Below are 25,985 nucleotides of genomic sequence, written 5' to 3'. Positions count from 1 at the left end.
TGCAAAACATGGAGAAACCTAATGTCTAACCAATTTACGAGTACCCGTATCGATGACGACCTGAACCTGCTAAGCGACACGCTGGAAGAAGTGCTACGCTCCTCCGGCGATCCGGCCGACCAGAAATATGTCGAGCTGAAAGCACGCGCCGAGCAGGCTCTGCATGATGTAAAAGACCGCGTTAGCCAGGCATCTGACACGTATTACGTGCGTGCTAAGCAGGTGGCTTACCGTGCGGACGATTACGTGCGTGAAAAACCATGGCAGGGCGTGGGCATCGGTGCCGCCGCTGGCCTGGTATTAGGGCTGCTGCTGCGTCGCTAATGTTGTGACGTGCCTCCCTACGCGGGCGCTGTCTTAAGGGCAGCGCCCGCTGTTTTTTCTCTCTTCTTCACGCCTTACCGATTTACATCAAAAATCCCGTCTCTGCATCTCCGTATACTTGTCCGTATTCTTGATACCGGACAAACTCATGTCAGCAAGCTCATTCAACCGGCGCTGGGCGGAGGTTATCCTCGAAACGCTGGCGCGCCACGGCATCCGACACGTTTGCATCGCGCCCGGCTCCCGCTCGACGCCGCTCACCCTGGCGGCTGCGCAGAATAAAGCGTTTATTCACCATACCCATTTCGACGAGCGCGGGCTGGGACATCTGGCGCTCGGGTTGGCGAAAGCCAGCCAGCAGCCGGTCGCGGTAATTGTCACCTCCGGAACGGCGGTGGCGAACCTCTATCCGGCGCTGATTGAGGCCGGGCTGACCGGTGAAAAGCTGATCCTGCTTACCGCCGATCGTCCTCCGGAGCTTATCGACTGCGGGGCCAATCAGGCGATCCGCCAGCCGGGCATGTTTGCCTCGCATCCGGCACAGACGGTTTCGCTGCCACGTCCTGCCCAGGAGATCCCGGCCCGCTGGCTGGTCTCCACGCTGGATAACGCGCTGGGATCGCTGCACGGTGGGGCGGTACATATCAACTGTCCCTTTGCCGAGCCGCTCTACGGCGAGCTGGATGATTCTGGCCTTGAGTGGCAGAACGCATTGGGCAGCTGGTGGCAGAGCGATCGTCCCTGGCTGCGGGAGGATATTCGTCGCGAGAGCGAGAAGCAGCGCGACTGGTTCTTCTGGCGACAGAAGCGCGGCGTTGTGGTGGCCGGGCGGATGAGCGCCGCCGAGGGCAAGCGGGTGGCAGAGTGGGCGCAGATGCTGGGCTGGCCCCTGATTAGCGACGTGCTCTCCCAGACCGGGCAGCCGCTGCCCTGTGCCGATCTGTGGCTGGGCAACGCCAGCGCGGTGAGCGAGCTGGCTCAGGCGCAGATTGTCATCCAGTTGGGCAGCAGCCTGACCGGAAAACGGCTGTTGCAGTGGCAGGCAACCTGCACACCGGATGAGTATTGGCTGGTGGATAACATTGCAGGACGTCTTGATCCAGCGCACCATCGCGGGCGGCGGCTGATATCCGGCGTAGTCGAGTGGCTGGCGCTGCATCCGGCCGAGAAGCGTCATCCGTGGTATACAGCGATCCCCTCCCTGGCGGATCGGGCGTGGCAGGCCGCTGCGGCCCGGCGTGAAACCTTTGGCGAAGCGCAGCTGGCACACCGTCTGGCGGAGTTTCTGCCGGAGCAGGGGCAGCTGTTTCTGGGCAACAGCCTGGTCGTCCGCCTGGTGGATGCCCTTGCGCAGCTGCCAGCGGGCTATCCGGTGTACAGCAATCGCGGTGCCAGCGGCATTGACGGTTTGCTTTCTACTGCTGCCGGGGTACAGCGGGCTACCGCGAGGCCGACCCTGGCGCTGGTGGGCGATCTCTCTGCACTCTACGATCTCAACGCGCTGGCGCTGCTGCGCCAGGTCTCCGCGCCCTTTGTGCTGATTGTGGTGAACAACAACGGCGGGCAGATCTTCTCCCTGCTGCCGACTCCGCAGGCCGAGCGGGAGCAGTTCTACTTGATGCCGCAGAACGTCCACTTTGACCATGCGGCAGCGATGTTCGACCTGGCTTACGATCGCCCTGAAAGCTGGGCCGAGCTGGAGGCGGCGCTGACGGGAGCCTGGCGTACACCGCAGGCAACCCTTATCGAGCTGGTGGTCGATCCGCAGGCGGGGGCGCAAACCTTACAGCAGCTCCTTGCCGAGGTCAGTCAGCTATGATCCTGCACGCGGTGGCGAAAGCCGGCGAGGCGCAGCGGCCCTGGCTGGTGTTCCTGCACGGTTTCGCCGGCGATAGCCGGGAGTGGATGGAAGTAGGGGAGCGCTTTTCCCGCCACCCTCGACTCTATATCGATCTCCCCGGTCACGGCGGTTCATCGGCTCTCTACGCCCGTAACCTGGATGAGGTTTGCTTACAGCTGCGTGCTACGCTAGTTAGTTACAACATACTAAACTATTGGCTGGTGGGGTACTCCCTCGGCGGCCGCATCGCTATGTACTCCTGTTGTCAAAACCCTGTTGGACTAAAGGGGGTGGTCGTAGAAGGCGGCCATCCCGGGCTTACCGCCGCCGCCGCACGGGAGGCGCGCTGGCTCACCGATGCCCGCTGGGCACAGCGCTTTCGCCATGAACCGCTGACTGACGTTTTTAACCACTGGTATCGACAGCCGGTCTTTGCCGGGCTGAGCGCTGCACAGCGGCGTGAGCTGGTGGCAATAAGATGCGACAACAGCGGCGAGGCGCTGGCCGCCATGCTGGAAGCCACCTCTCTGGCGGGGCAGCCCAATCTTCGTCCGGCGCTGCGCCGGTGCGACATTCCCTTTTACTACCTGTGCGGCGAACACGACCACAAATTCCGCGCCCTTGGTGCAGAGCTTGCGGCACCTTGCCTGTTAATTAACGACGCCGGGCACAATGCCCACCGGGAGAATCCCAACGGGACGGCTGCCTGTCTGGCGCACATTTTGCGCTACTGATTAAGGAACTCTGATGATCTATCCCGATGAATCCATGCTTTACGCGCCGGTTGAGTGGCAGGACTGCTCTGAAGGCTACAGCGACATTCGCTACCAAAAATCTACGGACGGCATCGCCAAAATCACCATCAACCGTCCGCAGGTGCGCAATGCGTTTCGTCCCCTGACGGTAAAAGAGATGCTCCAGGCGCTGGCGGATGCCCGCTACGATGATGCGGTTGGGGTAATTATCCTCACCGGCGAAGGTGAGAAGGCCTTCTGCGCCGGGGGGGACCAGAAGGTGCGCGGCGACTACGGCGGCTATCAGGATGACTCTGGCGTGCATCATCTTAACGTGCTCGACTTCCAGCGGCAGATCCGTACCTGCCCGAAACCGGTGGTGGCGATGGTGGCGGGCTACGCCATTGGCGGCGGCCACGTCCTGCATATGATGTGCGATCTGACCGTTGCGGCAGAGAACGCGGTATTCGGCCAGACTGGTCCTAAGGTCGGCTCTTTCGACGGCGGCTGGGGCGCGGCCTATATGGCCCGCATCGTCGGACAGAAAAAAGCGCGTGAAATCTGGTTCCTTTGCCGTCAGTACGACGCGCAGCAGGCATTGGATATGGGGCTGGTCAACACCGTGGTGCCGATTGCCGAGCTGGAAAAAGAGACCGTGCGCTGGTGTCGCGAGATGCTGCAAAACAGCCCGATGGCATTGCGCTGTCTGAAGGCGGCGCTCAACGCCGACTGTGACGGCCAGGCGGGCCTGCAGGAGCTGGCGGGCAACGCTACGATGCTCTTCTACATGACAGAAGAGGGGCAGGAGGGGCGCAACGCCTTCAACGAGAAGCGTCAGCCGGACTTCAGTAAATTTAAACGGAACCCGTAATGCGTCGGGCACACGTTTACCGCTGGCAGATCCCGATGGACGCGGGGGTTGTGCTGCGCGAGCGGCGGCTGAAAACCCGCGAAGGACTCTATCTCTGCCTGCATGACGGCAGCCGGGAAGGGTGGGGCGAGATTGCTCCGCTGCCGGGCTTCAGCCATGAAACATGCGATGAGGCGCAGGCTGTGCTAATGGCCTGGGTCGACCGCTGGCTACAGGGTGCAGAAACACTCCCGGAGATGCCGTCGGTGGCTTTTGGCATAAGCTGTGCGCAGGCAGAGCTGGCCGGAACCTTACCTGAGGCAGCGGACTATCGCGCCGCGCCGCTCTGCACCGGCGATCCTGACGAACTGATGCTGCAGCTGGCCGCCATGCCCGGCGAGAAAGTCGCAAAGGTGAAAGTGGGCCTCTATGAAGCGGTACGTGACGGCATGGTGGTCAATCTCCTGCTGGAGGCGGTGCCCGATCTCCAGCTGCGGCTGGACGCCAATCGCGCCTGGACTCCGCAGAAGGCGCAGCAGTTTGCGAAGTATGTCCATCCTGACTATCGCTCGCGCATCGCCTTTCTTGAGGAGCCGTGCCGAACCCGTGCCGACTCGCTGGATTTTGCCCGTGATACCGGGATTGCCATCGCATGGGATGAGAGCCTGCGCGACGCTGATTTTACCCTGGCCGCCGAAGCGGGCGTAAAAGCGGTGGTGATCAAACCTACGCTCACCGGCGCGCTGGAGAGGGTTCGTGAGCAGGTGCAGGCTGCTCATGCGCTGGGTATCACGGCGGTGATCAGCTCCTCTATCGAATCCAGCCTTGGTCTGACCCAGCTGGCGCGGATTGCCGCCTGGCTGACGCCACATACCCTGCCGGGCCTCGACACGCTGGGCCTGATGCAGGCGCAGCAGGTTCGCCGCTGGCCGGGCAGCACCCTGCCGTGCATTGATATTACCGCTCTGGAGCCGTTGCGATGACCTTTGCCGACTGGCCCTGGCGTCATTGGCGTGAGCAGCGGGGCGACGACGCCGCCGTGCGTTTGAACAGTGAAACCCTCAGCTGGCGCGTGCTCTGTGCGCGCATTGATGCCCTGGCGGCAGGCTTTTCCCGGCAAAACGTTCGGCAGGGGGATGGCGTGCTGCTCCGCGCCGGCAATTCACCACAAACGCTGCTGGCCTGGCTGGCGCTGCTCCAGTGCGGAGCGCGGGTGCTGCATATTAACCCCCAGCTGCCTGATTCGCTGCTGGCGGTGCTGCTGCCGCCGCTTTCGTTACAACATACAGTGAGCGTTGATAACGGCTGGCGCGGCATCGGGCTTCCGACGCTGGCAATGCGAGAAGCAGAGGGCGATTGTGCTGCCTGCTGGCAGCCGCAGCGGCTGACTTCCATGACGCTTACCTCTGGTTCAACCGGCGTGCCCAAGGCGGCAGTACACACCGCTGCTGCGCACCTGGCCAGCGCACATGGCGTGCTCTCCCTGCTGCCTTATGGCCCGGAAGAGGACTGGCTGCTCTCCCTGCCGCTGTTTCACGTCTCTGGTCAGGGTATTTTATGGCGCTGGCTGCTGGCGGGCGGGCGGCTAACGGTTCGCGATAAACAGCCCCTGGCGCAGGCGCTCGCCGGGTGTACTCACGCCTCGCTGGTGCCGACCCAGCTCTGGCGGCTGCTTAGTGAGGATGCCTGCGTAAGCCTGAAGGCGGTATTACTGGGAGGGGCGGCCATTCCTGTTGAGCTGACCACCCGTGCCAGTGAACGGGGGATCCGTACCTGGTGCGGCTACGGGCTGACAGAGTTTGCTTCCACGGTGTGTGCAAAAAAAGCCGACGGCGAGCCGGACGTCGGTCTGCCGCTGCCGGGGCGTGAGGTACGGATCGTCAACGGCGAAGTGTGGCTGCGCGGCGAGAGTATGGCCGCAGGCTACTGGCGTCACGGTGAGCTTATCCCGCTGGTCAATGATGAAGGCTGGTTTGCTACCCGCGATCGGGGCGTGCTGAACAACGGACGGCTAAGCGTGCTCGGGCGGATGGATAATCTCTTCTTCAGCGGCGGGGAGGGGATCCAGCCAGAAGAGGTGGAGCGGGTGATTGTGGCCCATCCCCGCGTGCAGCAGGCTTTTGTGGTCCCGCTGGACGACCGTGAATTTGGCCAACGTCCGGTTGCCGTGGTGGCGTGCGACAGCGGTTTTGCTATCGACTCGCTGGGGGAGTGGGTCAAGGGCAGGCTGGCCCGTTTTCAGCAGCCGATACATTGGCTGGCCCTGCCCGAGAGCCTCAATCCGGGCGGAATTAAGATCTCCCGCCGGTCGCTGATCGACTGGGTTCAGCAGACCCTGCGCGGCGGATAGCGCTTCCCCTGCGCCGCTAAACCGTGTAAAACACTTTTCGCCCATCGGCCGGCCTGAAAGGCTTGTACACTGTGCCGGTTTTGGGCGTATTACATTTTTTGTATGGAAAAGGGCAATGGATAAAAGAATTTTGTGGGGAGTAGCCAGCCTGATGCTGGTATCGGCATCGGCCAGCGCGCTGAGCCTCAGCGGTCAGGCAGGGGAGCACTATACCAACCTGGCGGCCGGATTTGGCACGGAAACCAGCGGCCTGGCGCTGAGCGGCAACTGGACGCACAGCGATGATGACGGCGACGCCGCCGGTCTGGGGCTGGGCCTTAACCTGCCGCTCGGGCCGCTGCTGGCGACCGTTGGCGGTAAAGGTATCTATACCAATCCGAACGATGGTGACGAGGGCTATGCCGCAGCGGTAGGCGGCGGCCTGCAGTGGCCGATCGGCGACAGCTTCCGCCTGTTTGGCGAGTACTACTACTCTCCGGACTCGCTCTCCAGCGGTATCGACAGCTATCAGGAAGCCAACGCCGGTGCGCGCTGGACCATCATGCGTCCGCTGAGTATTGAAGCGGGCTATCGTTACCTGAACCTGGCGGGTAAAGACGGCAATCGCGACAATGCGCTGGCCGATGGCCCCTACGTTGGGGTGAACGCCAGCTTCTAATCCTCCGGCGCGGCGGTCTGTCGCGCCTTTTCTCCTGCTGGATCCTGCCGCTATTTGCTTCTCCATGCGTTATAGTACTCCCACAACAGGTAAGGGAGAGTACGGAGATACCAATGATAAATGTGGAAATGCTGTCTACCGGGGATGAAGTCCTGCACGGCCAGATTGTGGATACTAACGCTGCATGGCTTGCCGATCTGTTTTTCACCGAAGGGCTGCCGCTGACGCGCCGCAATACCGTGGGCGACAGCCTTAACGATCTGGTTGCTATTCTGCGCGAGCGTAGCGAGCACGCTGATATCTTAATTGTTAACGGTGGCCTGGGCCCGACCAGCGACGATCTCAGTGCGCTGGCGGCGGCTACCGCTGCGGGCGAAGGGCTGGTGCTGCATGAGGCGTGGCTGAGCCACATGGAACGCTTCTTCACCGAGCGCGGACGTGTAATGGCGCCCAGCAACCGCAAGCAGGCGGAGATCCCGGCCAGCGCGGAGCTGATTGATAATCCGGTGGGCACTGCCTGCGGCTTTGCCATCAAGCTCAACCGCTGCCTGATGTTCTTTACGCCGGGTGTCCCCTCTGAGTTCAAGGTGATGGTGCAGCAGGAGATCCTGCCGCGCCTGCGGGAGCGCTTTAGCCTGCCGTCACCGCCAGTCTGCTTACGCCTGACTACCTTTGGCCGCTCTGAGAGCGATCTGGCCCAGAGCCTCGATCATCTCCAGCTGCCGGAGGGGGTGGTGATGGGCTACCGCTCATCCATGCCGATCATCGAACTGAAGCTGACCGGCCCGGCGGAGCAGCGTGAAGCCATGGAGGCGCTGTGGCCAGAGGTGCAACGCGTCGCTGGCGAGAGCCTGATCTTTGAAGGTACCCAGGGGCTACCGGCGCTGCTGGCGGAGAAGATGCGTGAGCAGCAGCTGAGCCTGACCGTTAGCGAGCAGTTTACCAGCGGCCTGCTGGCGCTACAGCTCTCCCGCGCTTCCGCCCCGCTGCTGGCGAGCGAGGTGCTGCCGTTCCAGGCCGACACGCTGGAGCAGACCGCGCGCTGGGCAGCCGAGCTACGTAACCGTCATCTGGCCGGGCTGGCCTTGACCGTCGGTGGGCTGGACGAGGAGCATATTAACTTTGCCCTCGCCACGCCGCAGGGCGCCCACGCGCTGCGAGTGAAGTTTGCTACCGGACGCCACGGTGTGGCGCTGCGCCAGGAAGTCTGTGCGATGATGGCCCTGAACATGCTGCGCCGCTGGCTCAGCGGTAAAGATGTCGCCAGTGAGCACGGCTGGGTCAACGTCGTCGACTCGCTGTTTGTTGAGTAATCTGGCTTTTGGCTACTCTGCCAGCGCCTGCGCCAGCAGAGTAATGGGATGTTCACAGCGTTTGGAGGTGGACGTCTCTATCTGCCATTTGCAGGTTTCGCAGTCGGTCACCACGATGTCTGCGCCGCTCGCTTCAATCTGCTGAAACAGCGGCGCACCAATTGCCTGCGAGGTGGGGTAGTTCTCGGCTTTAAAACCGTAGGTTCCGGCAATGCCGCAGCACTGAGAATCCAGCACGATGACGTTCACCCCCGGGATTTTCCGCAGCAGCTCCAGGCTGTAGAGCGTCCAGCCCATCTTCTCCATATGGCATGGGGTATGGTAGGCCACCGTCAACGGTAGCGTTCGCAGCGGCAGGGTGCGTCCCTCGTCTAGCCTGCGCCACAGCCAGCGCGTAGCAAGGTCGATATGCGACCGCAGTTGGGCGTTGGGCAGATCCAGCAGGTGCGGATACTCATCGCGCAGCGTGAGGGTACAAGTTGATGAGGTCGCTATCGTTGTCAGACCGTTATCGACAATGGCCTGCTCCAGGGCGCGCAGGTTCACCCTCGCCTGCTTTTTAGCTTTATCATAGAAGCCGTTTGCCATCAGCGGGACGCCGCAGCATCGCTCCCTATCCAGCAATTGCACGCCGATCCCCAGCGCGTTAGCCACCTTCACGACATCTTTCCCTAACTGGGGGTGGTTGTAGTTCACATAGCAGCCGTGAAAAAAGGCCACCTGCTCAGGGTAGGCCGCCTGACACTTGGCCTGCCGGCGATACCACTGGCGAAAGGTGCCCCGGGCATATTTGGGCAGCGTCCGGCGGTGATCAATATGAAGTACCTTGTCGAGCAGCTGGCGCACCGGTTTGAGTCCCGTGGTGGCATTCACCAGCGGTGCAATCGGGGAAGAGAGCGTGCCGAGCAGATCGGTGTGGCTGAGCAGGGTATTGCGCAGCCCGTTTTTAGGTTGGGCATACTGCGCGCGGGCGCGCTGAATAATATCGCCAATGTTGACCCCGGAAGGGCAGGCGGTTTCACAGCGTTTGCAGTTAGTACAGTAGCTTAGCGACTCATCAAACAGGGCCGGATCCTTTAGCCGCAGGCGCTCCCCGTCTGGGCCAGCCTGTTTGGGGCCGCTGTAGGCCGGGTTCACCTGGCTTACCGGACAGGCGGTGGTGCAGACAGTGCACTTTATACAGCTCTCAAATTGCGTCATGCTCATTGCAGATCCTCCCTGGCGCAGATCTGCCGCGCCGTGTGTAATGCTGTTACGGCGCAGACACCGCCGCCGCATCCCTGGGTAATGGCATCGAAACCGCCCAGCACCGAACCGGCAACGTAGAGATTTTCAAGCCGTTCGCCGTTTTGCCAGCCGCGCAGCGTATTGTCGGTACGTACGCCAGTATGCTGCCACGGTTGGGCAGCAAACAGATCGTCGCGAGTCCAGTTGCCTCTCTCAGGCTGCTGGACCTCTAACCCCAGCACCGCCTCGCGAATGCCTTGGCGTTCAGCAATCAAGCCGTTGCTGAAGAAGCTGCCGCTGGCCAGCACCACATGACGTGGACGCAGAGGAATATCCTCATGCCTGCGCGTCCACAATGCGTTGACCCGACCCGCGCTAACGGTGGTGTTCAGCACCTCATCGCCCGGCAGCCAGATGCCGCCGTTTTTAATAAACTGCCGCTGGAGCAGCGTCTGCATCCGCATGCCGAATACCGACGGCGGAAGCGTAGGCAGAAGCTGCACCTTGCCGGGTAATGCTTCATTCAGGCGAGTCCAGACGCGGTTATCCGTCAGGCCAAAGCAGGCAGGCAGCCAGAGCACATCATGCTCCTGGCTTAAAGCGTGCAGCGCGTCGCAGAGCGGGGCAAACTGCGCCTCATCGTCGAGCACCCGGGCGATAGTGACGGCACGGAACTCGCTCGGGTTGTCACGCAGAATGTCGAGGGCAGGGAGGCTCATTTCGTGGGCAGTGGCGGTAACGCCCAGCCTGCGCAGCCCGGCAGCGGCAAGTGCTGGCTGAAAGTCGAGGAAGCCTTCAATACCGATGATGCCAACATGCACGCCCGGCGATGGCGCAACCGGTACCTCCTGCGGACTAAGCCACGCGGGGCGCACTCTGCCCAGCGGCGTTACGCGAAAATGGGGCTTTTCTATGTGGCCCTGCATCACCAGGCCACTGTTGGCCAGCAGGCGCTGGGCTTCCCGCGCATACTCGATCACCCGCTCAGGCCCCAGCAGAGCATAGGGGTGCATCGGGGCCAGATCCGCCAGCCTCGCCAGGCCGGTATGGAGATCCGTTACTGCCTCGCCGTTGGGCAGGTGGGAGAGCAGATCCAACGAGCCAGAGGAGAAGCTGAGCGCGCTCCTTCCCCGACTGACGATAGCAACGCGCTGGCCGTGTGCCGTGAGCGTTATGCCGCACAGTAAGCCTGCCAGCCCGCCGCCGATAATTACCGTATCAAAGTTCATCTGGCTCCTCCTTTTCCAGCCCGCATAGTCCCATGTAGACCCAGCGGGTAAATTCGCTCTCCCGCAGCGCATCACCCCAGGCCACGGGATGGATGCCTTTCCAGCGCTCGTTAAGAAACTGCGACAGCTGGCTCAGGGTCTGCATCTCATTGGTAACGCTGAGACGGTTGAGCAGCCCCGCGGCACGGCAGGCGCACAGCTCACCCTGGCAGGTCCCCATTCCGATGCGGGTTCGGCGGCGCAGATCGAGCAGAGAGCGCACGTTAAGATGTTCAACTGCATACTGCACCTCCCCGGCGGTGACGGCCTCGCACTCGCACACCAGGCTGCGGCTGTGGCGCGTCTCCTCAGGCCAGGCGGAAACGCGATCGCCGTGGCGATAGAGGGCCGAGCCGCGCAGCGGAGCGGGGAGTGAGAGAGTCTTCCGTGTCGCGTCGATCGGCTCCCGTGAGCCAGGCAGCGGATCGCGGGCGGTGGTGCAGGGGGCGCTATGGTTAAGCTTGCGGCACACGGCGTCGGTCGCCCACTCGGCCATCAGGCGATAGGTCATCAGCTTCCCGCCGGTAATGGTGATAAACCCCTCCAGCCCGTCGCGTTGGGCATGGTCGAGCAGCACAATGCCGCGGCTGACGCTGCGCCCGGTCGGATCATCATCGCTTGCCACCAGCGGGCGCACCCCGGCATAGGCGCGCAAGATGCGCGTTCTGCCCATTATGGGAGCCAGTTTCTCACCCTCGCGCAGCAGAATATCGACCTCTTCAGGCGTGACCCGGTTGGCGTCGATCTCGCTATAGTCAATGCGGGTTGAGGTGGTGCCAATTAACGAAATGGTATCACCGGGCACCAGAATGTCGGCGTCGGCAGGTTTACGGCAGCGGTTGATCACATGGTGATTAATGCGATGATCGAGGATCAGCAGCGATCCTTTAGCCGGGAACATCCGAATAGCGAGATCGGCATAGTCGGCAATGCGCTGCCCCCAGATACCCGCCGCGTTAACCACGACGCTGGCATACCGTTCGCTGTGCTCACGATAGTGCGTATTAAAGAGCCGCACGCCGCACACGCGATCTCCCTGACGAATCAGGCCGGTGACCTCATGGCCCGTCAAGATACGCGCCCCATGCTCCTGGGCATCCAGCATATTAGCCGCCGTGAGTCGAAAGGGATCGACGGTGCCGTCCGGGACCTTAACCGCGCCAATCAGTGCCGGGTTGACGGCAGGCTCCAGCCGACGAGCGAGAAGAGGATCGATGGCTTCGGCATCAATACCCGCCGAGATGCAGGCGGTAATAAAGGTGTGCTGAAACGCGAGATCGTCTTCGGGAAGGGTAATGAACAGCCCGTCGGTGGGTTCTACACAGTGGCGGGCGATGCGTTTGAGGATCTGGTTTTCGGCAATGCACTCGCGGGCGGATTCATTATCGGTAACCGCATAGCGTGCGCCGCTGTGCAGCAGGCCGTGATTGCGCCCGGTGGCGCCGGTAGCAATGTCATGGCGCTCGACCAGCACAACGTTTAGCCCGCGCAGAGCACAGTCGCGTGCTATGCCCGCCCCGGTCGCGCCGCCGCCAATGACAATCACATCGCTATAGTGAGGATCGTGAACACTCATTCTCTGCCCTCATGTTCGTTTTTTATCATTTAGCCATGAAGAATCAGATTTTTGTTTGATTTCGAGCACTAACGAGCGTGATTCGAAAGCTAATTTGTGGGTTAATGCGCTTTTTTGCGCATCCTGTCATATTTCTGTAACAATCTGTGCGTGAATTCACAGTAACAATGACCGATATTCCTTAACATCGCCGCCTCGCTGGAGTGGTGAGACACTTAAACCCTACAAATTTAATCGTTGGCCACGGAGGCTACATGCTCAGTATCTTTAAACCAGCGCCACATCAGGCGCGCCTGGGAAAAGCAGAAATTGATCCCCTCTACCGCCGTTTGCGCTGGCAAATCTTTATCGGCATCTTCTTTGGCTACGCGGCGTACTATCTGGTGCGTAAAAACTTCGCCCTCGCCATGCCCTATCTGGTGGAGCAGGGGTTCTCACGCGGCGATCTCGGATTCGCGCTGTCGGGCATCTCCATTGCCTACGGTTTCTCCAAGTTCATTATGGGCTCAGTATCGGATCGCTCTAATCCACGCGTTTTCCTCCCTGCCGGTCTGATTCTGGCGGCGGCGGTGATGCTGTTTATGGGCTTCGTGCCCTGGGCGACGTCGAGCATTGCCGTGATGTTTGTCCTGCTTTTCCTCTGCGGTTGGTTCCAGGGAATGGGATGGCCGCCGTGCGGACGTACTATGGTTCACTGGTGGTCGCAGAAAGAGCGTGGCGGCATTGTCTCGGTGTGGAACTGCGCGCATAACGTGGGCGGCGGTATCCCGCCTCTGCTGTTCCTGCTAGGGATGGCCTGGTTCAACGACTGGAAAGCCGCGCTCTATATGCCGGCGTTCGGTGCGATTGTGGTGGCAATCATTGCCTTTGCGCTGATGCGTGATACGCCGCAGTCTCAGGGGCTGCCGCCTATTGAAGAGTACAAAAACGACTATCCTGATGACTACAGCGAACAGCACGAAGAGGAGCTGACCGCTAAACAGATCTTCATGAAGTATGTCCTGCCTAACAAGCTGCTGTGGTACATCGCGATAGCCAACGTCTTTGTCTATCTGCTGCGTTACGGCATCCTCGACTGGTCGCCGACCTACCTGCGTGAGGTGAAGCATTTTGCGCTGGATAAATCCTCCTGGGCCTACTTCCTCTATGAATATGCGGGGATCCCCGGCACCCTGCTGTGTGGCTGGATGTCGGATAAGGTGTTCAAAGGTAACCGTGGTGCAACGGGCGTGTTCTTTATGACGCTGGTAACTATTGCGACCGTGGTGTACTGGCTTAACCCAGCGGGCAACCCAGGCGTGGATATGGCCTGCATGATTGTTATCGGCTTCCTTATCTATGGCCCGGTGATGCTGATTGGTCTGCATGCCCTGGAGCTGGCCCCGAAAAAAGCGGCAGGCACAGCGGCTGGCTTTACCGGCCTGTTTGGTTACCTGGGCGGTTCGGTAGCGGCGAGCGCCATCGTAGGTTATACGGTTGACTTCTTCGGCTGGGATGGTGGCTTTATGGTGATGATCGGCGGAAGCGTGCTGGCAGTATTGCTGCTGATTGTGGTGATGTTCGGTGAAAAACGGCACCATGCGGAGATGCTGGCGCGTCGTTAATAAGTACTAAACAGAGATCATAATGATTATCATGTAATGCATTGTTTATAAATAAATATGTGGCTTTTGCGTATGTGTTCCGCTCACCTCATGTAGGGAAGAACATATAACGAGTGTCACACGTGAACGGGATAAGGGGGCCACCGCGGCCCCCTTATCGATCCCCGCGGCCCCGCGGGGAAACCGGTGCTACGCACTGCGCTCACCTCCCGCCCGGCTGACCGACGGCCGGCTCGACTCGACGTCGTGTCTCGTTTCGCCTCTGGCCGCCCTCCCTGGCGTCCAGTCCTTGTCAACCGGTCTCCGGTTCGCCGGTTTCAGCGGGGGACTCAACACCCGTGCTGTTAGACTGCACTCCACAGCAACAACGAAATCGCTGTAGGCTCTGTATCAAAGCGAGGTATTGGGTCCGGCTGAAAATCGCCGAGGCGTTCACTTCAGGCCGGGGCAGCCCGCATGGATGCGGGCTGAGGGCGTGCTTTACAGGGAAGTTACCTCACGCCCGACCCGAAAGCCGGAAGGGATAAGCCGAGGCACCCGCGCAGCGGCGATTTTCCCTGCCGGGAGCCCGGGTCGCCAGGGTGGTGGCGGCGAGCCACCCTGGCACGTTCACGTGTACGGTATTTTCAGATAAGCAGAGTGTTCAAAGTGAACGGAAACAAGGTTAGATCCACATATTCTATCTACTCTTTTGATAAAAAGAACCAAGCGGGCCGCAAGGCCCTTTTTTTATATCCAGGAAACAGGTAAGGTTGCGGTAGCATTTAGTTCTTATTAATCATGTAAAATCAATAGATTATGTTGATGATCCGCGCGACGATCCTGGATGACCCAGTGCGACTCTCTGTTTACCTTTTTTCACTATTTAACGCTAAATATTGCTGTTAACGTCGAACAATAATTTATTTACATGCATCTCGGCGTGTAAAAATAAGCGCCGGGCTGTATGTTGAAAGTATTCACTATCGCCATATAATCGTTCTTATTATCAGTGCGGCTTATGAAATAAGGATCGAACGGCACTCTACGGACAGTTTTAAGAGATATGAGTAAAGATACGATGGGATATCGGCTATACGGTTACGTAATAGGCAAAGAAATTCACTTCGAGATTGAAAACCGAAGGCTTTATCGCCTGCCGCAGGGAAGCGCCGATAAATCATTTATCTTTGGCTCGGTATTATTTAACCATACGATGCTGCATCTGTTTGTCTATCTTTTACAGCATGGTCGTCATGCGACGGTGCCGCGCGAGGAGCTGCTGCGCGTGGTGTGGGAAGAGAACGATCTGGTGCCATCGAGCCAGCGCCTGTGGCAGGTATTAAGAAACCTCAATCGTCGGCTCAGCCTGCTGGGATTACCTGATGATTTCATCGCCAACGTCAGGGGAAGCGGCTATATCATTAACTATGTTGATATTACGCCAATCTATTACAGAGTCAGTGAACTCCAGCGCTGCCCTGAGAAAATAACGGAGAGTTAGCTATTCCGGCGTGAGTGATGTCAACCCGGAAATTTATCCCTGAACATGTGTGTGCTCAGGGATTTTTTATATTTGCCGGTCGCCACCTACAGGTCGAGTTCAATATCGCCCATGGCGCGACAGCAGCAGGGGAGGATCTCCCCGGCCTGGATAAAGGCCAGCGGCTCGGTGAGCCACTCAACCTGACCAGCAATCAGCCGGGTGCGGCAGGAGCCGCAGTAGCCCTGCCGGCACTGATACTCTACGTTAACCTTGTGGAACTCTAACGCCGCCAGCAGCGACGGATGTTCATCCTGGCACAGCAGCTGTGCGCCAGTGATGCGCAGCGTCACCGCACCCATTAGAGCTGGAAGTCGCTGAGATCGTCGGTGTTAACTTCCGAATCGATCTGCCCGACCAGGTAAGAGCTCACCTCAACCTCCTGCGGTGCCACCTGCACGTTGTCAGAGACCAGCCAGGTGTTGATCCACGGGATCGGGTTGGAGCGGGTTTGGAACGGCAGATCCAAGCCCACCGCCTGCATGCGGATATTGGTGATGTACTCTACGTACTGGCAGAGAATATCCTTGTTCAGGCCGATCATCGAGCCGCCCTGGAAGAGATACTCCGCCCACTCTTTCTCCTGCACTGCCGCCTGCACGAAGAGATCGTACGAGGCCTGCTTGCACTCTTCTGCAATTTCCGCCATCTCCGGATCGTCCACGCCGCTGCGCAGCAGGTTCAGCATATGCTGGGTGCCGGTCAGGTGCAGGGCTTCGTCACGGGCGATCAGGCGAATGATCTTGGCGTTGCCCTCCATCAGCTCGCGCTCGGCGAAGGCGAAGGAGCAGGCGAAGCTGACGTAGAAGCGGATCGCTTCCAGCGCGTTCACGCTCATCAGGCAGAGGTAGAGTTTCTTTTTCAGCTCGCGCAGGTTCACGGTCACGGTCTGGCCGTTGACGGTATGCGTCCCTTCGCCCAGCAGGTGCCAGTAGCTGGTTAGCTGGATCAGATCGTCATAGAAGTGAGAGATACCTTCCGCTCGCTTGAGGATCTGCTCGTTGGTGACGATATCGTCGAAGACGATTGCCGGATCGTTAACGATATTACGAATGATATGGGTGTAGGAGCGAGAGTGGATGGTCTCGGAAAACGCCCAGGTTTCGACCCATGTCTCCAGCTCAGGGATAGAGATCAGCGGCAGCAGGGCCACGTTTGGGCTACGGCCCTGAATGGAGTCCAGCAGCGTCTGATATTTCAGGTTGCTGAGGAAAATGTGCTTTTCATGCTCCGGCAGCGCCTGGAAGTCGATGCGATCCCGCGAGACGTCAACCTCTTCCGGACGCCAGAAGAAGGAGAGCTGTTTCTCAATCAGCTTTTCAAAGATGTCATATTTTTGCTGATCGTAGCGGGCGACGTTGACCGACTGGCCAAAAAACATCGGCTCTTTCAGCTGATCGTTCTTCGTCTGTGAAAAGGTGGTGTATGCCATGCGAATGTTTCCTGTCCTGCCGTTATACGCCGGGTGGCGCTTCGCTTACCCGGCCTACAAAACCTAATCCGTAGGCCCGGCAAGCTTTGCGCCGCCGGGCAATTTATTAAATCTTACATGCGCCGCTTTCGCAGCCGTCGTCCTGAATAGAAGGCACCATATCGTCCTGCGCATCTTCCGCACCGTCGCGGGTGTTCTGATAGTACAGGGTCTTGACGCCAAACTTATAGGCAGTGAGCAGATCCTTCAGCAGCTGCTGCATCGGCACTTTGCCAGACGGGAAGCGGGACGGATCGTAGTTGGTGTTAGCAGAGATCGACTGGTCGATAAACTTCTGCATGATGCCCACCAGCTGGAGGTAACCGTCGTTGTTCGGCATCTCCCACAGCAGCTCATAGTTGTTTTTCAGGTGCTCATAGTCCGGCACCACCTGGCGCAGGATCCCATCTTTCGACGCTTTGATGCTCACGTGGCCGCGCGGCGGCTCAATGCCGTTGGTGGCGTTAGAGATCTGCGACGAGGTCTCAGACGGCATCAGCGCGGAGAGCGTGGAGTTACGCAGGCCGTGGGTCTTAATGGACTGACGCAGCGCTTCCCAGTTGTAGTGCAGCGCCTCATTGGTAATGCTGTCGAGATCCTTTTTATAGGTGTCGATCGGCAGGATACCCTGGGCATAGGTGGTTTCGTTGAACCACGGGCACGCGCCTTGCTCTTTCGCCAGCTCGTTAGACGCTTTCAGCAGGAAGTACTGAATGGCTTCAAAGGTCTGGTGGGTCAGATTGTTGGCGCTGCCGTCGGAGTAGCGCTTGCCGTTTTTCGCCAGCCAGTAGGCGTAGTTGATCACGCCAATACCCAGCGTACGGCGGCCCATTGCCCCGCGTTTTGCGGCCGGGATCGGGTAGTCCTGATAGTCCAGCAGCGCATCCAGAGCACGTACCGCCAGCACCGCCAGCTCTTCCAGCTCGTCCAGGCTGTTGATTGCGCCGAGGTTGAACGCCGACAGCGTGCAGAGCGCGATTTCGCCGTTCTCGTCGTTGACGTCCATCAGCGGTTTGGTCGGCAGGGCGATCTCCAGGCACAGGTTGGACTGGCGCACCGGCGCAACAGCCGGATCGAACGGGCTGTGGGTGTTGCAGTGGTCCACGTTCTGAATGTAGATACGGCCGGTAGAGGCACGCTCCTGCATCATCAGCGAGAAGAGCTCAACGGCCTTCACGCGCTGCTTACGGATGCTCTCATCCTGCTCATACTGCACGTACAGGCGCTCAAACTCGTCCTGATCGGCAAAGAAGGCATCGTACAGCCCTGGCACATCGGACGGGCTGAAGAGGGTGATATCCTGGCCCTTCAGCAGACGGGTGTACATCAGCTTGTTGATCTGTACGCCGTAGTCCATGTGACGAACGCGGTTGCCCTCGACGCCGCGGTTGTTTTTCAGCACCAGCAGGCTCTCAACTTCCAGATGCCACATCGGGTAGAAGAGGGTAGCCGCACCGCCGCGCACGCCGCCCTGGGAGCAGGACTTCACCGCGGTCTGGAAGTGCTTGTAGAACGGAATACAGCCGGTGTGGAACGCTTCACCGCCGCGGATCGGGCTGCCGAGCGCGCGGATGCGGCCAGCATTGATGCCGATACCGGCGCGCTGGGAGACATACTTCACAATCGCGCTGGAGGTGGCGTTGATGGAGTCCAGGCTGTCGCCGCACTCGATCAGCACGCAGGAGCTGAACTGGCGAGTTGGGGTACGCACGCCGGACATGATCGGCGTTGGCAGCGAGATCTTAAAGGTTGAGACCGCGTCATAGAAACGTTTTACGTAGTCCAGACGGGTGTCGCGCGGATAGTTAGAGAACAGGCACGCGGCAACCAGAATGTAGAGGAACTGGGCGCTCTCGTAGATTTCGCCGGTCACGCGGTTCTGAACCAGGTATTTACCTTCCAGCTGCTTCACTGCCGCATAGGAGAAGGTCAGGTCGCGGTCGTGCTGGATGAAACCGTCCATCTGCTGGAACTCTTCTTCCGTGTAGTCTTCCAGCAGATGACTATCGTATTTGCCCAGCTCAATCATTTTGCGTACGTGGTCGATCAGCACCGGCGGCTCAAACTGGCCGTAGGCTTTTTTACGCAGGTGGAAGATGGCAAGGCGGGCAGCCAGATATTGATAATCCGGCGCGTCGCGGGAGATGAGATCCGCAGCGGCTTTGATAATGGTTTCGTGGATGTCGGACGTTTTAATGCCGTCGTAGAACTGAATGTGGGAACGCAGTTCAACCTGAGAGATCGATACGTTATTCAGCCCTTCTGCCGCCCAATCCAGCACCCGGTGGATTTTATCCAGATTGATGCGTTCAGTACGACCATCACGCTTCGTCACCAGCAGACTCTGATTCATGTACCTGTCCTTAAGAAAAAAGTATCCCCCGCTTATCCACATTTTCACACTGTGGTTAAACCTGTGGATAAATACTATATGTAGGGGGTGTTTGATAAAAACGTCACAATATGGTGAGTATTCTAGTCTGGATTCTTTTCAGTACAAGAGTTGATTTTGAGGTTAAATTGCGGTTGCGGAAAGGTAATAAACGCTAAGTCCGCGAACGATAAGGGCTACAGGAAAGTCAACGCATGTGAAAAAAAAAACTCAATGTGATCGAACGCTGAAATCTTCATCGCGGAACTGGCGGAAGTGAATTACGCAGCTTATGAGGCTGCGTAATTGTCATCACATTTTCAGATATCGTTAGCTGTTTTTTGCCTGGGTGTGCAGCATGTAGTTCACGTCAACGCCAGGCGCCAGCTTAAAGCGATCGCTAAGCGGATTGTAGTGCAGGCCAATCATATGCCGCTCCTGCAGCGGAGTAGGATCGATCCAGCTAATCAGTTCGGCGGGTTTAATAAACTTCTTCACGTCATGTGTCCCTTTCGGCACCATGCGCAACACGTACTCTGCGCCAACAATCGCCAGCAGCCAGGCTTTGCCGCTGCGGTTAAGCGTCGAGAAGAAGACGTGGCCGCCTGGCTTAACAAGGCGGGCGCAGGCGTGAACCACCGACTGCGGATCGGGGACGTGCTCCAGCATCTCCATGCAGGTGACGACGTCATACTCTCCTGCATGCTTAGCCGCATGTTCCTCTACCGTCTCCTGAACGTAGTCGACATGAATGCCGGACTCGAGGGCGTGCAGGCGTGCGACCTGCAGCGGCTCAAAGCCCATATCGAGGCCGCTGACGTTAGCGCCTTCCCGGGCCATGCTCTCGGCCAGGATGCCGCCGCCGCAGCCGACGTCCAGCACTTTTTTGCCGAACAGGCCGCCGACGCGCTCGGCGATATAGCCCAGGCGCAGGGGGTTGATACGATGCAGCGGTTTAAACTCGCCTTCGGTATCCCACCAGCGTGACGCCACGGCTTCAAATTTGGCGATCTCTTCATAGTCAACGTTTTGAGCCACCGGCGGTTTTTCAGCATTCATGGGCGCTTTTACTCCTTAATCAATCAGTGCATTGAGTATATCAGGAGAGAAGTATCAATAAAGCATTGGCGGGGGTGTTTACTTTACCGGAATCACGTCGGCTGTGTTATAATTTGCGACCTTTGAATCCGGGATACAGTAGAGGGATAGCGGTTAGATGAGCGACCTTGCGAGAGAAATTACACCGGTTAACATCGAGGAAGAGCTGAAGAGCTCCTATCTGGACTATGCGATGTCGGTCATTGTTGGCCGTGCGCTGCCAGACGTCCGCGATGGCCTGAAACCGGTACACCGTCGCGTACTTTACGCCATGAACGTATTGGGCAATGACTGGAATAAAGCCTACAAAAAATCTGCCCGTGTCGTTGGTGACGTAATCGGTAAATACCATCCCCATGGGGATACGGCGGTGTATGACACCATCGTTCGTATGGCGCAGCCGTTTTCGCTGCGTTATATGCTGGTCGATGGCCAGGGTAACTTCGGCTCAGTAGACGGCGACTCCGCCGCAGCGATGCGTTATACGGAAATCCGTATGTCGAAAATCGCCCACGAGCTGATGGCCGATCTGGAAAAAGAGACGGTCGATTTCGTTGATAACTACGACGGAACCGAACGCATTCCAGACGTTATGCCAACCAAAATCCCGAACCTGCTGGTCAACGGCGCGTCCGGTATCGCAGTAGGGATGGCCACCAACATTCCGCCACACAACCTGACGGAAGTGATCAACGGCTGCCTGGCCTACATCGACGATGAGAACATCAGCGTTGAAGGGCTGATGGAACACATTCCAGGGCCAGACTTCCCGACGGCGGCGATCATCAACGGTCGTCGCGGTATCGAAGAGGCCTATCGCACCGGCCGCGGCAAAATCTACATTCGCGCACGCGCGGAAGTGGAAGCCGACGCGAAAACCGGTCGTGAAACCATTATCGTGCACGAAATTCCGTACCAGGTGAACAAAGCGCGCCTGATCGAGAAGATTGCCGAGCTGGTGAAAGACAAGCGCGTCGAGGGCATCAGCGCCCTGCGCGACGAGTCCGATAAAGACGGCATGCGCATCGTGATTGAGATCAAACGCGACGCGGTGGGCGAGGTGGTGCTAAACAACCTCTACTCCCAGACGCAGCTGCAGGTCTCCTTCGGTATCAACATGGTGGCACTGCACCACGGCCAGCCGAAGATCATGAACCTGAAAGATATTCTTTCCGCGTTTGTGCGTCACCGTCGTGAAGTTGTGACCCGTCGTACCATTTTCGAACTGCGTAAAGCCCGCGATCGCGCACACATCCTCGAAGCGCTGGCCATTGCGCTGGCGAACATCGACCCGATTATCGAGCTGATCCGCCATGCGCCGACCCCGGCTGAAGCAAAAGCAGGCCTGGTAGCCCGTCCATGGGCGCTGGGTAATGTCTCTGCCATGCTCGAACGTGCGGGCGATGACGCTGCGCGTCCGGAGTGGCTGGAGCCGGAATTTGGCGTGCGTGACGGTCAATACTACCTGACGGAACAGCAGGCACAGGCGATTCTGGATCTGCGTTTGCAGAAGCTGACCGGCCTTGAGCATGAAAAACTGCTCGACGAATACAAAGAGCTGCTGGAGCAGATCGCCGAACTGCTGCGCATTCTGGGCAGCGCCGATCGCCTGATGGAAGTGATCCGCGAAGAGCTGGAGCTGGTTCGTGAACAGTTTGGCGATGCGCGTCGCACCGAAATCACTGCGAACAGCGCCGATATCAACATCGAAGATCTGATCAGCCAGGAAGACGTAGTCGTCACCCTGTCGCATCAGGGCTACGTGAAGTATCAGCCGCTGACGGATTACGAAGCGCAACGTCGCGGTGGTAAAGGCAAATCGGCCGCCCGTATTAAAGAAGAGGACTTTATCGATCGTCTGCTGGTGGCCAACACCCACGACACGATCCTCTGCTTCTCCAGCCGGGGTCGTCTCTACTGGATGAAGGTCTATCAGCTGCCGGAAGCGAGCCGTGGGGCGCGCGGTCGTCCGATCGTCAACCTGCTGCCGCTGGAAGCCAACGAACGTATCACCGCCATTCTGCCGGTGCGCGAGTATGAAGAGGGCGTCAACGTCTTCATGGCAACCGCCAGCGGTACGGTGAAGAAAACGGCGCTGACCGAGTTCAGCCGTCCGCGTTCGGCCGGGATCATCGCGGTGAACCTGAACGAAGGCGATGAGCTGATTGGCGTTGACCTGACCTCCGGCGACGACGAAGTGATGCTCTTCTCTGCTGCCGGTAAAGTGGTACGCTTCAAAGATAATGCGGTGCGTGCAATGGGCCGTACGGCCACCGGCGTGCGCGGTATCAAGCTGGCAGGCGTTGATAAGGTTGTCTCTCTGATTGTGCCTCGTGGGGAAGGTGCCATCCTGACCGTGACCCAGAACGGCTACGGTAAACGTACGGCGCAGGAAGAGTACCCTACCAAGTCACGCGGTACCCAGGGCGTTATCTCCATCAAGGTCACCGAGCGCAACGGTTCCGTTGTTGGCGCGGTGCAGGTCGACGATTGCGACCAGATCATGATGATCACCGATGCCGGTACGCTGGTGCGTACCCGCGTCTCGGAGATCAGCGTGGTTGGGCGTAACACCCAGGGCGTGATCCTCATCCGCACGGCGGAAGATGAGAACGTAGTGGGTCTGCAACGCGTGGCCGAGCCGGTAGATGACGAAGAGCTGGACGCAATCGACGGTACGGTAGCCGAGGGCGATGACGATATCGCGCCGGAAACCGAAGCTGACGATGAAGCAGCGGACGATAGCGAAGAGTAATTCTACGCCGTCACTCTGAGCATTGATGAAAGGGCCGGCAATCCGGCCCTTTTTCTTTGCGGTCTGCCCGTTTTACCGCTACCTTATCGACATCCTTTTGTGACCCTGACGGCGGAGCATCGCCACGTTGAAATACCTCGTCTCTTTTCGTACTACACTCAAAGTTTCACGCTATCTGTTTCGGGCGCTGGCGCTGCTGCTTTGGCTGCTGATTATTCTCTGTTCGGTGTTCTACATCGTAAACGCCCTGCACCAGAAAGAGTCTGAAATCCGCAAGGAGTTCAACCTCAGCTCCGATCAGGCCCAGCGCTATATTCAGCGCACCTCAGACGTGATGAAAGAGCTTAAGTACATCGCGGAAAACCGCCTGACGGCAGAGAACGGCATTATGGCCTCTCGCGCCCCGAATTCGCAGAACGACGTTCCCGATTTTCAACCGCTGTTTCCAGACTCTGACTGCGCAGCAATGAGCACCGCATGGCGCGGCTCGCTGGAGTCGCTGGCGTGGTTTATGCGCTACTGGCGGGACAACTTCTCCGCTGCCTACGATCTCAATCGAGTATTTTTAATCGGCAGCGCCAACCTCTGCATGGCCGACTTTGGCCTGCGCGACGTGCCGCTGGAGCGGGAAAGCGCTCTGAAAAACCTGCACGAGCGCATCATGAAGTACCGCAATGCCCCGCAGGAAGAGCGCGGCAACAACATCTTCTGGATAAGCCAGGGCGCGCGTCCGGGCATCGGTTACTTCTACGCCCTGACGCCGGTCTATCTGGCCAACCGCCTGCAGGCGCTGCTGGGCGTTGAGCAGTCTATCCGCATGGATAACTTCTTTACCCCGGGTACGCTGCCGATAAGCGTGACCATTCTTGATGAGAACGGCCATGCGCTGATCTCTCTGACCGGGCCGGACAACCGGCCGGAGATCGACCCGCGTTGGATGCAGGAGCGATCCTGGTTTGGCTACACCTCTGGCTTCCGCGATCTGGTGCTGAAGAAGAGCCTGCAACCCTCATCGCTGAGCGTGGTTTACTCGGTGCCGGTAGATTTGGTGCTGGAGCATATCCGCATGCTGATCCTCAACGCGGTCCTGCTTAACGTGCTGGTGGGGATCGCCCTCTTTACCCTGGCGCGGATGTACGAGCGACGCATCTTTATTCCGGCGGAGGTGGACGCCCAGCGTCTTGAAGAGCATGAGCAGTTCAACCGCAAGATTGTGGCCTCCGCGCCGGTGGGGATCTGTATTTTACGTACCCAGGATGGCACAAACATTCTGAGTAACGAGCTGGCGCACAACTACCTTAATATGCTGACCCACGAGGATCGGCAGCGGCTGACGCAGATCATCTGCGGTCAGCAGGTCAACTTTGTTGACGTGCTCACCAGCAACAACACCAACCTACAGATTAGCTTTGTCCATTCGCGCTACCGCAATGAGAACGTGGCTATTTGCGTGCTGGTGGATGTCTCCTCACGCGTAAAAATGGAGGAGTCGCTGCAGGATATGGCCCAGGCGGCAGAGCAGGCGAGCCAGTCGAAATCGATGTTCCTGGCGACCGTTAGCCATGAGCTGCGCACGCCGCTCTACGGCATTATCGGTAACCTCGATCTGCTGCAAACCAAGGCCCTGCCGAAAGGCGTGGATCGGCTGGTGACGGCGATGAACAACTCCTCCAGCCTGCTGCTGAAGATCATCAGCGATATTCTCGACTTCTCAAAAATCGAGTCGGAGCAGCTGAAGATCGAGCCGCGAGAGTTCTCCCCGCGCGAGGTGATGAACCACATTACCGCGAACTACCTGCCGCTGGTGGTGCGTAAGCAGCTTGGGCTGTACTGCTTTATCGAGCCGGACGTGCCGGTGATGATGGAGGGCGATCCGATGCGCCTGCAGCAGGTGATCTCCAACCTGCTGAGCAACGCCATCAAATTTACCGACGTGGGCTGCATCGTGCTGCACGTGCAGCGCTCAGGGGAGTATCTCTCTATTCAGGTCCGTGATACCGGCGTTGGTATTCCGGCCAAAGAGGTGGTTCGCCTGTTCGATCCCTTCTTCCAGGTGGGAACTGGAGTGCAGCGCAACTTCCAGGGCACCGGGCTGGGGCTGGCTATCTGTGAGAAGCTGATCAGCATGATGGACGGTGATATCTCCGTGGATACCGAGCCGGGAATGGGCAGCCAGTTTACGGTGCGTATCCCGCTCTACTCCGTCCAGTCTCCGCAGGCGATTGACGTTGACGGCCTGGCCAACACCCGCTGCTGGCTGGCGATCCGCAACGCTTTCCTGTGCAGCTTTGTGGAGTCGCTGCTGGCGCGCAACGGCATTCGCACCGAGCGCTACGAGGGCCAGATCCCGGACGCGGATGATACGCTACTGACCGATGACGCCCTCGACCAGCCCTGGCAGGGCAGGGCGGCGGTGATCTTCTGCCGTCGGCATATCGGCATTCCGCAGGAGCGCAAGCCCGGCGAGTGGACGCACAGCGTGGCGTCACCGCACGAGCTGCTGGCTCTGCTGGCGCGTATCTACAGCGTTAAGGTGGACACCAGCGAAACCGCGCCGGTGCTCTCTGCCGAGACGCAGGATGCCTACAATGACGACATGATGATTCTGGTGGTGGACGATCATCCCATTAACCGACGTCTGCTTGCCGACCAGCTGGGTTCCCTGGGCTACCAGTGCAAAACCGCCAATGACGGGGTGGATGCCCTGAACGTGCTGAGCAAAAACCACATCGACATTATTCTCAGCGACGTCAACATGCCAAATATGGATGGCTACCGCCTGACGCAGCGCATTCGCCAGCTGGGGCTGACCCTGCCGGTGGTGGGCGTGACGGCTAACGCGCTGGCGGAAGAGAAGCAGCGTTGTCTGGAGTCGGGCATGGACAGCTGCCTGTCGAAACCGGTGACGCTGGACGTACTGCAGCAGACGCTGGCGATCTATGCGGAGCGGGTGAGAAAAGCAAGAACGTAGGGTAGGAAACGGTAGGCCGGGCAAGCGCAACGCGCCGCCCGGCTTAACGGTCA

19 protein-coding genes are annotated in these 25,985 nt (G+C 58.9%); 12 read left to right on the top strand and 7 right to left on the bottom strand.

All coding sequences use genetic code 11. The features are described 5' to 3' along the window. The first annotated feature begins 21 nt into the window (after positions 1–21). The 8 genes from elaB (at position 22) to NR795_RS10305 (ending at position 8,069) form a co-directional block, all read left to right on the top strand. The gene (gene elaB, locus NR795_RS10340; RefSeq protein WP_042389595.1) at positions 22–324 is read left to right on the top strand and encodes a stress response protein ElaB; all 303 of its coding nucleotides are present in this window, start codon (positions 22–24) and stop codon (positions 322–324) included. A 148-nt stretch (positions 325–472) separates the two neighbouring features. Continuing rightward, positions 473–2,143: a 2-succinyl-5-enolpyruvyl-6-hydroxy-3-cyclohexene-1-carboxylic-acid synthase gene (gene menD, locus NR795_RS10335; protein ID WP_257758163.1), complete on the top strand. Its 1,671-nt coding sequence runs from the start codon at positions 473–475 to the stop codon at positions 2,141–2,143. Then, entirely contained in the window at positions 2,140–2,898 is a 759-nt protein-coding gene (gene menH / locus NR795_RS10330) for a 2-succinyl-6-hydroxy-2,4-cyclohexadiene-1-carboxylate synthase (RefSeq protein WP_257758162.1), read from the top strand. The genes menD and menH overlap by 4 nt, the downstream gene beginning before the upstream one ends. Before the next feature lie 13 nt (positions 2,899–2,911). Continuing rightward, on the top strand, positions 2,912–3,769 hold the full coding sequence (menB, locus tag NR795_RS10325; protein WP_144816989.1) for a 1,4-dihydroxy-2-naphthoyl-CoA synthase: 858 nt from the start codon (positions 2,912–2,914) through the stop codon (positions 3,767–3,769). After that, positions 3,769–4,731, top strand: coding sequence for an o-succinylbenzoate synthase (menC, locus tag NR795_RS10320; protein ID WP_257758161.1), 963 nt, complete (start codon positions 3,769–3,771; stop codon positions 4,729–4,731). Before menB ends, menC begins: the two co-directional genes overlap by 1 nt. Then, positions 4,728–6,098, top strand: a complete 1,371-nt coding sequence (gene menE, locus NR795_RS10315) for an o-succinylbenzoate--CoA ligase (RefSeq protein WP_257758160.1) — start codon at positions 4,728–4,730, stop codon at positions 6,096–6,098. The genes menC and menE overlap by 4 nt, the downstream gene beginning before the upstream one ends. A 115-nt stretch (positions 6,099–6,213) precedes the next feature. Then, positions 6,214–6,756 carry a YfaZ family outer membrane protein gene (locus NR795_RS10310; protein ID WP_144816996.1) on the top strand — a complete coding sequence of 181 codons (543 nt, stop codon included), beginning with the start codon at positions 6,214–6,216 and terminating at the stop codon, positions 6,754–6,756. Positions 6,757–6,869: 113 nt separating this feature from the next. Next, the gene (locus tag NR795_RS10305) at positions 6,870–8,069 is read left to right on the top strand and encodes a nicotinamide mononucleotide deamidase-related protein YfaY (RefSeq protein ID WP_257758159.1); all 1,200 of its coding nucleotides are present in this window, start codon (positions 6,870–6,872) and stop codon (positions 8,067–8,069) included. 12 nt (positions 8,070–8,081) lie between these two features. Here the strand turns inward: NR795_RS10305 and glpC are convergent, their stop codons facing one another. From glpC to glpA, 3 genes are read right to left on the bottom strand one after another with little or no spacing between them, the layout of a single operon-like run. Further along, a complete protein-coding gene (glpC, locus tag NR795_RS10300; protein ID WP_257758158.1) occupies positions 8,082–9,275 on the bottom strand; it encodes an anaerobic glycerol-3-phosphate dehydrogenase subunit GlpC in 1,194 nt (397 codons plus the stop codon). Continuing rightward, entirely contained in the window at positions 9,272–10,525 is a 1,254-nt protein-coding gene (glpB, locus tag NR795_RS10295) for a glycerol-3-phosphate dehydrogenase subunit GlpB (RefSeq protein WP_257758157.1), read from the bottom strand. The genes glpC and glpB overlap by 4 nt, the downstream gene beginning before the upstream one ends. Further along, entirely contained in the window at positions 10,515–12,140 is a 1,626-nt protein-coding gene (gene glpA, locus NR795_RS10290; RefSeq protein WP_257758156.1) for an anaerobic glycerol-3-phosphate dehydrogenase subunit A, read from the bottom strand. Before glpA ends, glpB begins: the two co-directional genes overlap by 11 nt. A gap of 254 nt (positions 12,141–12,394) precedes the next feature. Here glpA and glpT point away from each other — a divergent pair, with 254 nt between their 5' ends. Beyond that, on the top strand, positions 12,395–13,744 hold the full coding sequence (gene glpT, locus NR795_RS10285; RefSeq protein ID WP_144817007.1) for a glycerol-3-phosphate transporter: 1,350 nt from the start codon (positions 12,395–12,397) through the stop codon (positions 13,742–13,744). A gap of 1,045 nt (positions 13,745–14,789) precedes the next feature. After that, positions 14,790–15,227: a helix-turn-helix domain-containing protein gene (locus NR795_RS10280; protein ID WP_308219175.1), complete on the top strand. Its 438-nt coding sequence runs from the start codon at positions 14,790–14,792 to the stop codon at positions 15,225–15,227. Between the two features lie 86 nt (positions 15,228–15,313). On the opposite strand, the gene yfaE is transcribed toward NR795_RS10280, so the two are convergent. From yfaE to ubiG, 4 genes are all read right to left on the bottom strand, one after another. Next, positions 15,314–15,568 carry a class I ribonucleotide reductase maintenance protein YfaE gene (gene yfaE / locus NR795_RS10275; protein WP_144817009.1) on the bottom strand — a complete coding sequence of 85 codons (255 nt, stop codon included), beginning with the start codon at positions 15,566–15,568 and terminating at the stop codon, positions 15,314–15,316. After that, complete coding sequence (gene nrdB / locus NR795_RS10270) at positions 15,568–16,698, bottom strand: class Ia ribonucleoside-diphosphate reductase subunit beta (protein ID WP_144817011.1); 1,131 nt, start codon at positions 16,696–16,698, stop codon at positions 15,568–15,570. The genes yfaE and nrdB overlap by 1 nt, the downstream gene beginning before the upstream one ends. A 106-nt stretch (positions 16,699–16,804) precedes the next feature. After that, positions 16,805–19,090 (bottom strand): class 1a ribonucleoside-diphosphate reductase subunit alpha, encoded by a 2,286-nt coding sequence (nrdA, locus tag NR795_RS10265; RefSeq protein WP_257758155.1) that lies wholly within the window; start codon positions 19,088–19,090, stop codon positions 16,805–16,807. A 348-nt stretch (positions 19,091–19,438) separates the two neighbouring features. Further along, the gene (ubiG, locus tag NR795_RS10260; protein ID WP_257758154.1) at positions 19,439–20,167 is read right to left on the bottom strand and encodes a bifunctional 2-polyprenyl-6-hydroxyphenol methylase/3-demethylubiquinol 3-O-methyltransferase UbiG; all 729 of its coding nucleotides are present in this window, start codon (positions 20,165–20,167) and stop codon (positions 19,439–19,441) included. Between the two features lie 157 nt (positions 20,168–20,324). Here ubiG and gyrA point away from each other — a divergent pair, with 157 nt between their 5' ends. Beyond that, on the top strand, positions 20,325–22,961 hold the full coding sequence (gyrA, locus tag NR795_RS10255; protein ID WP_144817019.1) for a DNA topoisomerase (ATP-hydrolyzing) subunit A: 2,637 nt from the start codon (positions 20,325–20,327) through the stop codon (positions 22,959–22,961). 127 nt (positions 22,962–23,088) lie between these two features. Then, entirely contained in the window at positions 23,089–25,932 is a 2,844-nt protein-coding gene (gene rcsC / locus NR795_RS10250; RefSeq protein WP_144817021.1) for a two-component system sensor histidine kinase RcsC, read from the top strand. The last annotated feature ends 53 nt before the right edge of the window (positions 25,933–25,985 follow it).

Source organism: Pseudescherichia sp. L3 (assembly GCF_024656065.1).
GTDB lineage: Bacteria > Pseudomonadota > Gammaproteobacteria > Enterobacterales > Enterobacteriaceae > Pseudescherichia.
The sequence above is the reverse complement of the archived record's forward strand: the minus strand, read 5'-3'. Positions and strand labels throughout refer to the sequence as shown.